The sequence below is a fragment of the Streptomyces misionensis genome (assembly GCF_007896895.1).
In the GTDB taxonomy this organism is placed as follows: domain Bacteria; phylum Actinomycetota; class Actinomycetes; order Streptomycetales; family Streptomycetaceae; genus Streptomyces; species Streptomyces misionensis_A.
This window is the reverse complement of the sequence record NZ_VOGW01000088.1, coordinates 1,730-14,972: the sequence shown is the minus strand read 5'-3', so window position 1 is coordinate 14,972 and position 13,243 is coordinate 1,730. Positions and strand designations below refer to the sequence as shown.

The following is a 13,243-nucleotide window of genomic DNA, read 5'->3' as shown; positions in this document are numbered from 1 at the left end:
CGCTGTCCTCGGCCGCCTCCTCCGCCATCGCCTCGGCCCGCGCGTCCGCCTCGGCCGCGGCCTCCTCCGCGTCGGCGCGGGCCGACGAGTTCGAGGCCTCGGTCGCCGCCCGGACCGAACAGGCGAACCAGCAGGCGCACCAGCGGCTCGCGAAGGTGCGGGGCCGGGGCAACGCCGCCTCCGACGTCTCCCTCAGCGGCATCCCCCGCTCCCAGGTCGGCGACCTCCAGGCCGCCCACGTCAACATCCACAACTCCTCGGACCGGACGGCGAACTTCGCCGTCCAGATCGACTTCCGCAACGCGCAGGGCAAGGTCGTGGAGACCCGCTACGTCGGCGCGGAGAACGTCCGGGCCGGCCAGACGGTCCACCCCTACGCCATCAGCCACCAGCCCCCGGAGCCGCGGCTGACGGCGGTGGTGGCGAAGGCGGAGCGGTACTGACGCTCACTCGGCCGGATGAACGGGGGGCGAGGCATTCGTACGTCGGCGCAACCACTCACACGGCGCACACGCCCCTCTGGCGTAACGCTTACCTACATGGGGGGCCACTCGTGAAGTACCGCGCCACCGCCGCCCTTGCCGCCGTCGCGGCCCTCGCGGCGCTCACCGCGTGCAGCGGCAGCGGCGACGCCGCGCCGGAGAAGACCACGACGCCGGCCGCGTCTCGGTCCGCCGGCGACGCCACCCGGCACGCCGCCGGCATCCCGCCGGAGCCGACCGGTCAGCCGCGCGAGGACCTGCCCGCCGCGCTGCGTCTCATCGACGGCGACTTGGTCGTGGACGAGGGCAAGGCCATCGACAACAGCCGCAACCAGTGCTCCGCCATCAACGGCAAGTCACCCGAGGTCGTCTGGTCGGCGCAACAGCGGTTCAGCACCAGCTCGCACGAGGTGAGCGCCGCTGAGGCGAAGCAGATCGACATCGCGATCGCGGAGTTCTGCGAAACCGCCTGACACATCCCTCGACGGCCCGGCCCTCCCTCGGGACGCCGGGCCGTCGAGGGATCCCGGCACCATGGCCGGGCCGTTCGGCCTGATCGCCATGGTCGGGCCCGGTCCGGTCCGCGGTTCACCGTCGGCCGGCGATCGGGGTCGACGGCTCCATGGTGAACACCGGGATCAGCTCCACCAGCGCCTACGGCCTCTCGCTCCCGCCCGGCACCTGGACCATGGTGCTGGACGCGGCGGGCGCCACGAGTGCGACCAGGCACCCCCTGCCGACCCTCGGGCGGTGACCGTCCTCGCCAGGGCCTGGCGGCCTCCGCTCACCCGGCCGCCGCACATTATGTGGTGTTGTGCCCTTTCTTGCTCGTATTGCTCCGCCTTTAGGGCATTCTGTGCGCCGTGAGAGGAGCACATATGACAAGGCAAACCGGACGGGTCCCCCGTCGCGGGCGAGGTGCGCTGGCGCTGAGCGTGGCGGCGCCGGTCCTGCTCGCCGGCCTCACCACCCTCGCGACCGCCCAGGCCGCCTCCGCCGCCGCACCGGCCGCGGCGACCACGACCACCAAGCCCGGCGGCGGTCACGGAACCGGCGGCCACGGGACGGGCGGCTATGGCCCCGCAGGCTATGGAGGGGGCGGCAACGACGCCGGCTACGGCTACGGCCACGGCGGCGGAACGGGGGGCGGCGGCACGCCCGGTCCTCCCGGCCCTCCCGGCCCCGCGGGACCGGCGGGCCCCGCGGGACCTGCCGGACCGCAGGGCGAGCAGGGCGTTCCGGGTCCTGCCGGACCCCAGGGCGACCAGGGCCTGCCGGGCCCGGCCGGTCCCCAGGGCGAGCAGGGCGTTCCCGGCCCCCAGGGTGAACGGGGCGAGCAAGGGCTGCAGGGCGAGCAGGGCGTTCCCGGCCCCCAGGGTGAACGGGGCGAGCAAGGGCTGCAGGGTGAGCCCGGTCCGCCCGGACCGCAGGGCGAGCCCGGCCCTCCCGGACCGGGCTCGCTGCCCTACTACGAGGTCTTCGAGACCTTCGCCACCGTGCCCGCGGGGGCGGACAACTACGCCGTCAAGACGCCGACCTGCCCCTGGCCGGAAGGCCAGGCCGCCGTCGGGGGAGCCGCCCGCGTCCCGAACTCGGGCGTCCACGAGACCGGTACCAACCTCTACCCCTGGTACCAGCAGCCGTCCGAGGTGCTGTTCAGCAACCCCGGCACCACCGACGCCGAGGTGCGCGTCTGGGTCAGCTGCCAGTTCCCGCGCTTCTGACGGACTCCCACGAGCGCTTCCGACGGACTCCACGAACGCCTCTGACGGACTCCCGCGAAGCCCGGCGCGCCTGCCTCGGTGGGGCGGGCGCGCCGCCCGTTACGCGCGGCTGTGAAAGACCGGGCCGCGGACGGGGCACGGACCGGGCCGTGGGAGCGCGGCCGTGGTGCCAGGACGCGCAGACGGCCGCGCTCGCCGGTGGGGCGACCGGACACCCGGGCGACGGCGGACGCCGCGTCGCGCCTCAGATCCGCCCGCGGGTCAGCCGGGTGATCGGGCCGTGCGTACGGCGCCCCGCGCGGTGACCCGCCAGGTACGACGTGGCGCCCAGCGCGGACAGGCCCGCGCCCACCCCGGCGGCGAGCAGCTTTCGCTGGGCGATCACCGTCCACGCCGTCCGGGCGAGGGCCACGGCCTGCCCCGAGGCGGCGACGACGGCCTGCCGGCCGGCCTGGACCCGCTCGGCGGCGCCCCGCGCCACCGCGGTGCCCGCCTCGGCCGTACGCTCGCCCGCGCTCCGGGCCGCTGACGCGGCGTCACCGGACTTCCCGGCCGCCTTGTCCGCCGCCTGCGACGCGGGCGCGGTCACCTTGGCGGTGACCTGCCGGGCCTTGGCGGACGTACTGCTTTCGGATGCTGAATCTCGATTGGTGCCGTTCTTCGCTTGGCTCATGGACTTCGCGTTGCCGCTCGCGCAGGCGGCAAACACGCTCCGTAGGGATGGTGGGGGCGTCCGTGTTCACGCCGGTGGCCGCCGGAGCCTCCTTCGCGGCCGGCCCCTCCTCCACCGGGGAGGCCCGCTGCGGCGCGCGGCGTGTGGGCGGAGGATGGACGGGTGCCGGGCAGTCGGCCGACGTGGCGAGGAGGCGCGCTATGGCGAAACCGGTCGTCGTGGGGGTCGACGGTTCACCGTCCAGCCTGGACGCGGTCGAGACGGCGGCGCGCGAGGCGGTGCTGAGCGGGGTCGGCCTGCGGCTGGTGCACGCCTTCGGGTGGTCGTCGATCCATCCACCGCATGGCGGTCCGCCGTGGCACCGGGCCGAGGCGGGGGTGCGCGAACTGTTGGACGGCACGCTGACCGAGGCGGAACTACGGGCCCACCGGATCGCACCGGACACGGACATCACCCGAGAGGTCGTCCCCGGCGAACCGGTGGTGGTGCTGGAGATCGAGTCCCGTACCGCCTCGCTCGTCGTGGTGGGCAGCCGCGGACTGGGCGCGTTCGGCGGCCTGCTCCTCGGCTCCACCGCCGTACACCTGGCCACGTACGGCCATTGCCCGGTGCTGGTGGTGCGGGGCAGGCCGGACCCGACCGGCCCGGTGCTGCTGGCGGTGGACGGCTCCCCGGCGGGGGAACGAGCCGTCGAGTTCGCCTTCGCCGAAGCGTCGGTGCGCGGCGCGGACCTGCTGGCCCTGCACGTGTGGAACACCTGGGGCGAACGGGTCCACGAGGGGCCGGACGACCCGTCGCGCATCGTGGTCGACGTCGACCGGCTCCGCGAGGAGGAGCAGCGGCTGCTGGACGACACCCTGTCCCCGTGGCAGTCCCGCTACCCCCGGGTCACGGTGGAACGGCGCGCGGCGCGCTCCCGGGTCCGCCCGGCGCTGATCGAGGCGAGCCGCGACGCGCAGCTGGTCGTCGCCGGCGCGCGCGGCCGCGGTGGCTTCAGGGGGCTGCTGCTCGGCTCGGTCAGCCAGGCCCTGTTGCAGCACGCGCACTGCCCGGTCGCCGTGGTCCGCGGCAACGGATGACCGGTGCCGCTGCTCGCCGGGCCCTGCTCCGCGAAGGTTTTCCACATGGCTGTGGACGACGGCGCCGGTTCCCCCCTGTACGACCGTGGCGCTCGTCGGCACGATGGTCCCGTGACCGATCTCGAGCGCGCCAGAGCGCGGACCGTGGCCTACTTCCGGGCACTCGACGAGAACGCCACCCTGCGGCGCCACTACCGCCACGCCGACGAGGACGGCGGCCTGTGGTACTTCGAGGTCGTCCCCGACCGCGGCGAGTGGATCGCCGTCAAACAGGCCGAGCTGACCGCGTCCGGCCACCTCCACCGGTACGGCTGGGAGCACCTGGACGACGCCCACGGCTTCCTGACGGACCAGGCGATCGACCCCGGGGAGGACCCGCTGGAGCCCGTCCCGGCGGCGGAGTTCCAGCGCGTCTGGGCACGCTGACCGGTGCGCAGCCCCGCAGCCGCGTGCCCCCGGGGCCGGGGCTGTGTAAGGGCCGTGGCACCCGGCAGGATCGACGCATGGACTACCGACGTGCCGTCGCGGCCGACGCCCCGGCCATGGCCGAACTCTTCGCGGCCAACCACTATGACGCGCTCACGGAGCAGGAGCGCGCGAAGCAGGGCTTCGTGCAGGGCGGCTTCGACGCCGACACGCTGCGGGCGATGGCCGAGGACGGAAGCCTGCTCGTCGCGGACGACGACGGGCGCCTGGCCGGCCTGCTCGGGCTGGCCTCCCCGGACGACCTGCCCAGTGCGCCCCCGCCGGTCCGCGCACTGCTGGCCGCCCAGGACGCGCTGGAGTGGCAGGGCCGCCCGCTCCGCTCCATCCCCTTCCTGCTCTACGGCCCCGTGGTGGTCGCCGCCGACCACCGCGGCAAGGGAGTGGCCCGGGGACTGTTCACCGCGGCGCTCCAGGCGGCCTCGGGACGCGCCGATGTGATCGTCGCCTTCATCGAACGGGCCAACCGGACGTCCTGGAGAGTCCATGTGGACGGCTTCGGCATGACCCCCCTGGGCGAGTTCACGATCGGCGACCGCGCCTACGGTGTCGTCGGCATATCCCAGGCATGACGACAGGGCCCGAGCCGAGACGGCCGGGCCCTGCTGGGTGGATGCGCGCTCAGGTCACCATCGGTACCAGCGGCCACGACCACCGCCGGCACTGGTGGAGCGCATGACGAAGCCGAGCAGCCATACGACCAGCACGGCGAGGGCCACCCACCAAAGGATCTTGACGGCGAACCCGGCGCCGAAAAGGATGACCGCGAGAAGCAGGACCAGAAGCAGGGGAACCATAATTATCGACCTCCTGTTCGCCTGTCTTCCCTGCCTTTCCCTCGATATTCGGTGTCGTGACCTTGTTTATAGAGGGAAAGCGGGGGCACGGGGCGGTTACCGCAACCGCGGTCCCGAAGTGACGAGGAGGCGTTGTTCTGTGACTGCCGACGAGAAGGCGAAGGCGAAGACCGAGCAGGCCAAGGGCAAGGCCAAGGAGGCCCTGGGTAGCGCCCTCGGCAACGACCGTATGGCCACCGAAGGGCAGGCGGAGAAGAGCACCGGGGACGTCCGTGAAGCCAAGGAAAAGGCAAAGGACGCCTTCAAGCACTGACGCTCCATGACTTCCGGAAAGGGGCCCTTCGACAAGGGGCCCCTTTCCGGCTTGGTCGGCACCACCCATCATCGCGTCAGAGGCTTATAGGCAGGTGGCCGTGGAGATTTGGCTCGCGCCTGGAGTGATCTTGGCGGTGTTCGTGACGCTGTACGCGACCGCGTTGAGGCAGCCCGCCGACAGGGACCACTGGATCGCCGGCATCTGCTGCCAAAACCGTACGGCGTCGGGATCGGCAGGACTCAACGGCTGATCCTGGCCGCGCCGTTCCTGGTCGCCGCACTGTCCTCGACCCCCGCCCGACGACGACCAAGCCACTCTCGTCCTGACAGCCACCTCAGTCGCCCGGTAAGCCGCCAGAGGCGTAATGGCGTCACAGCGGGTAGGTGAATACCGGCAGGACCTACTGCACGTGAAGAGAAGCCAAGGAAACCGGCACGGGATCCTCCATGACTACCACGCACAGTAAACAGACACCGGAAGAGCAGCGGTCGAAGGCTCCCTGGCGCTACGGCGCCGTTTGGGGCGCCAGGGGTGCCCACATCGCCGAGGCCCGCCATGCCGTGCGTTCGCTGCTGGCACGGGCAGGACACCATCCGCGCGAGCGTTCCAACCAGGACGCCCAGCTTGTCGTCAGTGAATTGGTCACCAACGCCGTCCGTCACGCACCCGGCCCGGGTGAACTCCTGCTGGAAGTCAGTCCGGATGCCGCCCAGTTGCGGATCAGCGTCCGTGACAGCTCCCCGCGCCGGCCCCGTCTCCAGGTGTCCGACGCCGGCCGCATCGGCGGACACGGCCTGCACCTGGTCTCGCGGCTCTGCGACCGGGTACGCACCATCGCCCTCGACTCCGGCAAACGAGTCGTTGCCCACCTGCCCTTGCACCAACCTGCTGGCTGACCCTCGCGAGAGCTGCGCACCGAGAGCGGCTGGCACTCCTGCCCGGGCAGGAGTCGTCAGGCCGAGGGATGGGGATCAAGGAGGAGGCGGGCCGTGACCCGTTTCCCAACCCCCTCGGGCATAACAGTGAGGTCGGCCGCAACGGCCTTCACGATCTCCAGACCGTGCTGGCCCACCCTGTAAGGGTCCGCCTGCCGAGCCGTCGGAATCACTGGATGGCTGTCCCACACCTCCACCTCCACCGCCTCGTCCGCCAGACGCAGCCGCAATCGGATGGGGCCGGGTGCGTGCTTGCAGGCGTTGGTGACGAGCTCGCTGACCACGAGCTGAGCCAAGCCCACGATGCGCCCCGCCACCTTCGTCGGACGATTGTCGGCTGCGTCCCCGATCAAGAAGGCGGCAGTCCGGTGACGGGCTTCGGCGATGCAGGAGCCGTCTCCCGACAGCGCGATGGTCTCCTCGACCGCCGCTGAGTCCGGTCCCTGGCAACCCTCACGTTCTGGGTCCGCGCCCATCCGTCCTGTCACTCCCGCCCCGCTCGCGTACGCCGTTCCTCCCGGGCGGGTACCGCGCACGCGCAACATGTACCTGGGGGTGGCAGGGCCATCCGGATGCCATACCAGTACCATGCGCGAGCAGATCCACATCGAGGAAGTGCCGGGGTACGACGTCACCGACACTTGCTGAGGGACTGTGGCGGACAACGACAACTTGACAGGGGCGCGCGTCTGTCGATCAACCTGAGCCATATTTGTGGCGTCAGGGTGGTCACGGCGTGCGGCGAGATCGATCTCGACAGCTCTGCAGTTGCTGGATGCCCGGACCACCGATGACGCTGCCGCTCAGGTGACGGTGGTGAATCTCAGCGGCGTCACCTTCATGGATTCCAGCGGCATCAATGCTCTCATCGCCGCACATCACGCCGCGCAGAGCCGCGGCGGTCGGCTGCGACTCGCTGCACCGAGCCCCGCCGTCTGCGAGATCCTCGGGATCGTAGGCCTCACCGAGGTCACCCCCTGCCGTCCAACCCTGCTCGATGCACTTGCCGCCTGACCCCTGCCGGCCGGACGAACCGAGCATGGCTGATGCCCGCCAAAGCCATGGCGGGCATCGAGAGGGGTACCGTGACGAGTCAGCTGGTCGTGAGCATGCCTTCGCGCAGCCGGGCCAGGCACCGGGACAGCAGTCGCGAGACGTGCATCTGCGAAACACCCAGACGTTCGCCGATCTGGGCCTGGGTGAGCTCCTCCACGAACCGCATGTGAATCAGCTGCCGGTCTCGCTCGTCGAGCTCGGCGATCATGGGTGCGAGGGCGTGGAAGTCCTCCACCAGCTCCAGTGCCGTGTCCTCGGTCCCGATGAAGTCCTGGAGCGCCGCCTCGCCGTCCTCGCTCCCATTGAGCGTGGCGTCCAGGGAGGAGGAGTTGTAACCGTTCGAGGCCAAGCGGGCCTCGCGGACCTCCTCCTCGGACAGGCTCATCAGCTCTGACAGCTCCTTGACCGTCGGGTCACGGTCGAGACGGCTGCGCAGCTCCTCGGTCGCCTTGGCGAGTTGGACGCGGGCCTCCTGCAGCCGGCGCGGCACGTGCACGGCCCAGGTGGTGTCGCGGAAGAACCGCTTGATCTCGCCCACGATGTAGGGGATGGCGAAGGAGGTGAACTCCGCCTCCCTCGACAGCTCGAACCGGTCGATCGCCTTGATCAGACCGATCATGCCGACCTGGACGATGTCCTCCATCTCCTCCGGCCCACGGCTGCGGAACCGGCCGGCCGCGTAGCGGACCAGGGACATGTTCATCTCGATCAGCGTGTTACGGGCATAGCTGTACTCCACGGTGCCTTCTTCCAGCACAGCCAGCTGCTGGAAGAAGAGCTTGGACAGCTCGCGAGCGTCCTTGGGTGCCACCTGGGAAGGATCGGCGACCTCCGGCAACTCGGCCGTCCGGGTCTGCGTTGCCAGGGTGCTGGGCGCCATGTTGATCCCTCCCGCGATCGATCTCATTGCTGCTGCCTGCAAACTGCCGACGACACGCCGCCTGCCCCGCCATCCTGCACCCATGCCTGCTCTCTGAGCGAACGGTGGATCGGACTTCGCCGAGGCACCAGGACGCATGGCGGGGACAGTGCCCCTGAGCCGACAGCGGTCATTGCGCAGGCCCCACCGCACGCGATCAGGGGGCGGCGGCGTCGTTCACGGTCGCTCGTATCTCCAGCACGGCGTCGGTGCCGGTGATCGCGAACAGTCGCTGAAGCTGCTCCGGCGGCGCGGCCACGCGCAGGGTGCCCGCTTGGTGGGTGAGGATCAACAGATTGAGGAACGACGAGTCCGCGAAGTCGACGCCGGAGGCGTCCAGAATCACCTTCGGATGCTTCCTGACAGCGGCGTTCAGCGCGTCCGCCAGAGGCGGGGTCGAGTGCATGTCGTAGGGGCCGTGCGTGGCGACAACCCAGGAACCGCAGAGTTCGTACTGATGTACGGCAGTCACCGGTGCAGTCTCGCCGGCTTGGCCCGGCCACTGCTTTCCATCAGCACTACTCACGAGTGTTGGCATGACGGCCTCGTCCCAGTACACCTTCGGGGCTCCTTCCGCGGTGCTTCAGCGTGGAGCACGTCAGCAATTACCTGAAAAGTATGTCATGTATCTCGGTTCGGCAATGGTGGCCTCCTAAAATGCGGGCCATGGTTGGAATGCCGGAACCTCACAGCGGATGGACGTTCGTCACCAACCACGCGCGCGTACTGGCGGCCATCGCCGACAACCCGAACGTCCGGATCCGCGACATCGCTGCCCGCTGCCGGCTCACGGAGCGCGCAGTGCAGCGCATCATCTCCGACCTCGAGCAGGACGGTTACCTCTCCCACACCCGCGCCGGGCGTACGAACACCTACCGCATCGAGCCGGACAAGGTGCTGCGCCATCCGGCAGAAGCAGGACTGTCCGTGGCCTCCCTGCTCTCCCTGCTCGTGCAGGATGAGACCGATCGGGTCAAAGCGTCTGGGCCCAGGGTGCACACCTTCTCAGCCCACCACTGACCCCAGCTCCTGTCCCGTACGCCAGGGACGTACGCCAGGGACCACGCCCGCTCGGCTCTGCCTGGGTCGACGGCGTACGGGACAGGAGCACCCTGCGCACGTCACAACCGACCCGCGGCCGGGAACGGCGCCCTGTCCATCCCGGTGCCGGCCGATCGCCGGAGGCACGACCGCAGTACGCGCCGCCGCCGCGCACACCTACACGTCGGTGTCGGTGTCGGTGCCGGCCACCGAGGACCAGCCCGTCCGCACCTTCCGCCGGGGCACCCAACTCGACGTCCGGCCCGTGAAGGCCTTCGACACCCGCGTCATCGCGGGTCACCCGCGTCACAGGTGACACGGCTGCCGCCAGCGTGACCGGGCGGACAAGCTGGGGGCAGCGGGGCCAGGTCGCTTTTCGATGCCGGGCATGCCGATGATCAGGGCTTCTCGGCGTAGTGGACGGCACCCTGCCAGTCCACGACCACGACCGTCTCGTCGCCTATCACCCAGGCATCGTGTCCCGAGGGCAACAGGGTCAGATCCCCTGCCTTCGCGTCGAACTCGGTTCCGTCGGCCATGTGCACGCGGATCGTGCCGGACACGTGGTACTGGAAGTGCGGCGCTTCGCACCACTCCGTCCCTGCCAGGGGCTTGACGTCCTCGGACCAGCGCCAGCCAGGCTCGAGCACCAGGCGGCCGATGACCCCGCCGCCCACGTTGAAGATCTCCGCGCGTCCATGGCCGAAGGTGCGCACCTCGTCCGGTTTGCTGAAGTCCAGGTGCTCGACCCGCTCGGCTGCTTCCGCGGCTGCGGTCGGTGCGGCTTCCGGCCTCGCGCCGCCGCTCTCCTCGTCCCATTCCTGAAGGCTGGTCTGCGCGGTGATGCGCCCGTCGCGCAGGTCCAGCATCGAGGTGGCCAGCACCGTTGTGTCGTCTGGGTAGCGGCAGCGCTCAAGGTAGGCCGCGTGGCTGCCGTCGGCGGAGACGACGACCTGCTCCAAGCGGTGCTCCATGTCCCTGCTGCACAGTTCCTCGAGGAACTCGCCGATGGCGGATGCCCCGGAGATCTGGTGCGGGTGGCTCGGCTGGTCCCGCCGGTCCACTACGGTCATCTGCGCGTTCTCCGCGTACAAGCCCCGCATGGTCGCGACGTCGCGCTCCTCGATGCCGCGCCGCAACGCCTCGACGTCGAACGCCGGCATGCTCTGCATCGTGCTCATCGGGGTTACCCGCCCTTCCTCTGCGTGGTTCCCCACTGACAACGGTCCTCGCCGCCGGGGCACCCGTCAATCCGCAAGTCGGCGAGACGGGGAAGGTTCTCCCGGGTACTCGTCGCTGCCGACGCCCAGGCGAACGGCAAACGGGATCACTACGGCGCGTGATGGGCCGTGACCTGCGAGAAGAGGATGTGACACAGCTTCTGAGAGGGACTGCCGTCAACTGGTGCCGTCAAAACGGCCCGGACCGTGATCGGTCCGGGCCGTTTTGGCTGGTGCCCCCGGCAGGATTCGAACCTGCGACACCCGCTTTAGGAGAGCGGTGCTCTATCCCCTGAGCTACGAAGGCGGGGACCGCCACCGGAGTGGCGGTCCATGACAGGGTAGCGGATCGGCGTGGGGTGCGGGTCGGCTGTCAGGCCGTGCTGGGGCAGGGCGGGGGACGCCGGCGCGGTCCGGTGTGTTCTCGGCGGCCGCCACCGGTCTCGGCACGTGGGCCCCGCACCAGGAACCGGTCGGGCCGCTGCGGCCTGCATGGCCGCCTGGGGCAAGTCGTGGTGGCCGGCGCCTTGCGGTCCGGATGCGTGCCCGCGGTGCCGTGTGGCGGGAACGCGTGGAAGGACGGTTCCCTTTGCGACAGGGATCGTGGAAGGTGGAGGGGAGTTCCACCGCGCTGACGAACCAGGAAGACGCGGGCTGTCGCACTGTTCGGTGCGTTCGTCGGTCGAGCCGGTTCGTGGATGCCCTGGAAGCCATCCAGGCGCTCGTCCACCACGGAGATCACCGGGACGCTGCAATGCTCCTCGTTCGCGAGCGCGTCCCGGGGCGTCGAGGTGCCGTGCGGGAGAGTGCGGCGGTGCGGAAGCGGCCGGGGGTCCGGCTGCAGGCCGGCGTCGGCGGCCGGGCGGGTCGGTTCGAGGCATACAGGTGCAGCGGCCGCTGCCGTGCTCCGGTGAGCGGCCCCCCGTGGTGGGCCGCGAGCGGGGTGACCGGGCTTTTCAGGCGTCCGGCGGGTGTTCCCCGGCCTCCTCGGCGCGGTGCGGGTCGGTCTTGAAGGCTGCCAGGTCGAGTGGGCGGGCGCGGTCGAACCACGCATGCGTGGTGACGTACGCGGCACACCTCCCCGGGGACGGGTTCCCTCTGTCGGGCGCCACGGCAGGCGCCCCGCCCTGAGCCGGTTTCGCGCGGGGGACCCGGCGCAGTCGCGCGTGAGCCCGCGGGCCGCCCTTGTCGCCGTCCCGGTCGGACGGGCCTTTCCGTGCCCGGCTCGGGAGATGGCGGAATCTCGCGGAGCTGCCGACCCAACTTTTATTCGTTCGCGAGGGTATTATTTTTGGGCCTTCGCTCCTGCGATGGCGGACCACGGAGCAACCTGCGTCCAGCAAGCCGACCTGGAGGGGACGTGCTTGACGACCTCCTGCACCACACCGTGTCAGTGCCACCGTCGTCCGTGTGGACGGCTCGGCTCCCGGGTGCGCCGCACGGGCCGGGCCGCCCGCTCACGGTCGCGGACTTCACCGAGCAGGTCTTCGCTCATCTGCCCCGGGCCGACCAGCGTCGCTGGGCCGAGGTCTACCTCGCCGGCCTGCTCACCACCCGGGGCAGGAAGTCGTTCCGCAACCTCGCGCTGACCGTTCCCCGGTCGGCGACGGCGGCCCGGTCGCTCCGGCAGTTCATCAACTCCAGTCCTTGGCCGTGGGATCCGGCGCGGCGCGCGATCGCCGCCCAGGTGGTGGCCCGGATGCCGGTGGCGGCCTGGGCGACCGGCATCGCGGTCATCCCCAAGCGCGGCGAGCACTCGGTGGGCGTCCACCGCCGGTTCGTCCCGGAGGCCGGCCGGACCGTCAACTGTCAGCTGGGCATCGGGCTGTTCCTGTCCTCGGGCGAGACGAGCGTGCCGGTCGACTGGCGGCTGCTGCTGGACGACCGCTGGTGCGGCGACGAACGGCTGCGCTCCCGGGCCCGGCTGCCGCTGTCCGCGGCGGCCGAGCCGGTGAGTGGGCATGTACTCGGCATGGTCGACGCGCTCACCGGGACCGGCCTCACACCGCCCGCGCCGGTTGTCGCCGATCTGCGCTGTGCCCCGGAGGCGGGGCCGCTGGTGGCCGGACTCGCCGCACGGGGCCTGGACTTCGTGGTCGAGCTGCACCCGAGCCAGGCCGTGCTCCCCGCCGCGCCCGCCTCGGCGCGCGGCACCGAACAGCCCCGGCCGCTGCCCGTCGGCGAGTACGCCGGGCGGGGCGAGCGCGCCCGGCAGCCGCAGGCGATCTCGGCCGGCCGGGCGGACGGTCCGGTGCGCCACCTCGTGGTCCACTCCGGACCGGTACGGCTGCCCGTACCGCCCGAGCCGGGGCACACCGCTCCGCAGCCGGTGTACCGCCTGCTGACCCAGTGGTCGGCCGCCGAGCGCCGGCCGATCCGCTTCTGGCTGACCCCGCCGACGGACACACGCGCCGACGAAGTCCTCTCGCTGATACGGCACTCGGTGCGCACGCAGGTGTCGCTGAAGTCCCTGGAGCGGGACCTCCGGCCGCGGGACTCCGCGGTCCCGCCCCTCCCC

The 13,243-nt window shown here is 71.1% G+C and carries 18 protein-coding genes and 1 tRNA gene; 12 read left to right on the top strand and 7 right to left on the bottom strand.

Translation table 11 applies throughout. The annotated features are described in order from the left end of the window. The 4 genes from FRZ03_RS16110 to FRZ03_RS16100 all read left to right on the top strand — a co-directional run. Nucleotides 1-443, top strand: a 443-nt coding sequence (locus tag FRZ03_RS16110; protein ID WP_186785446.1) for a hypothetical protein, incomplete at its 5' end; no start/stop codon positions are given. 110 nt (nt 444-553) lie between these two features. Beyond that, the gene (locus FRZ03_RS16105) at nt 554-955 is read left to right on the top strand and encodes a hypothetical protein (RefSeq protein ID WP_146465851.1); all 402 of its coding nucleotides are present in this window, start codon (nt 554-556) and stop codon (nt 953-955) included. A 149-nt stretch (nt 956-1,104) separates the two neighbouring features. Continuing rightward, nucleotides 1,105-1,236 carry a hypothetical protein gene (locus tag FRZ03_RS40330; protein WP_261399143.1) on the top strand — a complete coding sequence of 44 codons (132 nt, stop codon included), beginning with the start codon at nt 1,105-1,107 and terminating at the stop codon, nt 1,234-1,236. A gap of 124 nt (nt 1,237-1,360) precedes the next feature. Next, nucleotides 1,361-2,206, top strand: a complete 846-nt coding sequence (locus tag FRZ03_RS16100) for a collagen-like protein (RefSeq protein WP_146465850.1) — start codon at nt 1,361-1,363, stop codon at nt 2,204-2,206. 244 nt (nt 2,207-2,450) lie between these two features. On the opposite strand, the gene FRZ03_RS16095 is transcribed toward FRZ03_RS16100, so the two are convergent. After that, entirely contained in the window at nt 2,451-2,879 is a 429-nt protein-coding gene (locus FRZ03_RS16095; protein ID WP_186785445.1) for a hypothetical protein, read from the bottom strand. A gap of 200 nt (nt 2,880-3,079) precedes the next feature. Between FRZ03_RS16095 and FRZ03_RS16090 the strand changes: the two genes are divergently transcribed. From FRZ03_RS16090 to FRZ03_RS16080, 3 genes are all read left to right on the top strand, one after another. Further along, nucleotides 3,080-3,958 (top strand): universal stress protein, encoded by an 879-nt coding sequence (locus FRZ03_RS16090; RefSeq protein ID WP_146465848.1) that lies wholly within the window; start codon nt 3,080-3,082, stop codon nt 3,956-3,958. A 111-nt stretch (nt 3,959-4,069) separates the two neighbouring features. Beyond that, nucleotides 4,070-4,384 (top strand): hypothetical protein, encoded by a 315-nt coding sequence (locus FRZ03_RS16085; RefSeq protein ID WP_146465847.1) that lies wholly within the window; start codon nt 4,070-4,072, stop codon nt 4,382-4,384. Between the two features lie 77 nt (nt 4,385-4,461). Further along, nucleotides 4,462-5,013, top strand: coding sequence for a GNAT family N-acetyltransferase (locus FRZ03_RS16080; protein WP_146465846.1), 552 nt, complete (start codon nt 4,462-4,464; stop codon nt 5,011-5,013). 54 nt (nt 5,014-5,067) lie between these two features. Here the strand turns inward: FRZ03_RS16080 and FRZ03_RS16075 are convergent, their stop codons facing one another. Further along, nucleotides 5,068-5,238, bottom strand: coding sequence for a hypothetical protein (locus FRZ03_RS16075; RefSeq protein ID WP_055495969.1), 171 nt, complete (start codon nt 5,236-5,238; stop codon nt 5,068-5,070). Nucleotides 5,239-5,377: 139 nt separating this feature from the next. On the opposite strand from FRZ03_RS16075, the gene FRZ03_RS16070 reads away from it, so the two are divergent. Both FRZ03_RS16070 and FRZ03_RS16065 read left to right on the top strand, forming a co-directional pair. Further along, the gene (locus FRZ03_RS16070; RefSeq protein ID WP_146465845.1) at nt 5,378-5,551 is read left to right on the top strand and encodes a CsbD family protein; all 174 of its coding nucleotides are present in this window, start codon (nt 5,378-5,380) and stop codon (nt 5,549-5,551) included. Between the two features lie 449 nt (nt 5,552-6,000). Next, nucleotides 6,001-6,450 carry an ATP-binding protein gene (locus FRZ03_RS16065; protein WP_146465844.1) on the top strand — a complete coding sequence of 150 codons (450 nt, stop codon included), beginning with the start codon at nt 6,001-6,003 and terminating at the stop codon, nt 6,448-6,450. Nucleotides 6,451-6,506: 56 nt separating this feature from the next. Here the strand turns inward: FRZ03_RS16065 and FRZ03_RS16060 are convergent, their stop codons facing one another. Continuing rightward, nucleotides 6,507-6,965: an ATP-binding protein gene (locus FRZ03_RS16060; RefSeq protein ID WP_146465843.1), complete on the bottom strand. Its 459-nt coding sequence runs from the start codon at nt 6,963-6,965 to the stop codon at nt 6,507-6,509. A 292-nt stretch (nt 6,966-7,257) separates the two neighbouring features. Between FRZ03_RS16060 and FRZ03_RS16055 the strand changes: the two genes are divergently transcribed. Continuing rightward, nucleotides 7,258-7,503, top strand: a complete 246-nt coding sequence (locus FRZ03_RS16055) for an STAS domain-containing protein (RefSeq protein WP_398660453.1) — start codon at nt 7,258-7,260, stop codon at nt 7,501-7,503. Nucleotides 7,504-7,582: 79 nt separating this feature from the next. Here the strand turns inward: FRZ03_RS16055 and FRZ03_RS16050 are convergent, their stop codons facing one another. Next, nucleotides 7,583-8,425, bottom strand: a complete 843-nt coding sequence (locus tag FRZ03_RS16050; RefSeq protein WP_146465841.1) for an RNA polymerase sigma factor SigF — start codon at nt 8,423-8,425, stop codon at nt 7,583-7,585. Nucleotides 8,426-8,621: 196 nt separating this feature from the next. Continuing rightward, nucleotides 8,622-9,023 (bottom strand): STAS domain-containing protein, encoded by a 402-nt coding sequence (locus tag FRZ03_RS16045; RefSeq protein ID WP_261399139.1) that lies wholly within the window; start codon nt 9,021-9,023, stop codon nt 8,622-8,624. 107 nt (nt 9,024-9,130) lie between these two features. On the opposite strand from FRZ03_RS16045, the gene FRZ03_RS16040 reads away from it, so the two are divergent. Then, nucleotides 9,131-9,484, top strand: a complete 354-nt coding sequence (locus FRZ03_RS16040) for a helix-turn-helix transcriptional regulator (RefSeq protein WP_146465855.1) — start codon at nt 9,131-9,133, stop codon at nt 9,482-9,484. 419 nt (nt 9,485-9,903) lie between these two features. Here FRZ03_RS16040 and FRZ03_RS40985 read toward each other — a convergent pair whose 3' ends face one another. Next, on the bottom strand, nt 9,904-10,686 hold the full coding sequence (locus tag FRZ03_RS40985) for a nuclear transport factor 2 family protein (protein ID WP_146465839.1): 783 nt from the start codon (nt 10,684-10,686) through the stop codon (nt 9,904-9,906). A 270-nt stretch (nt 10,687-10,956) separates the two neighbouring features. Next, nucleotides 10,957-11,032: transfer RNA gene (locus FRZ03_RS16025), tRNA-Arg, on the bottom strand. 1,053 nt (nt 11,033-12,085) lie between these two features. Here FRZ03_RS16025 and FRZ03_RS16020 point away from each other — a divergent pair. Next, nucleotides 12,086-13,243 (top strand): IS701 family transposase (locus tag FRZ03_RS16020; protein WP_186785444.1); only part of this gene is annotated, 1,158 nt, incomplete at its 3' end.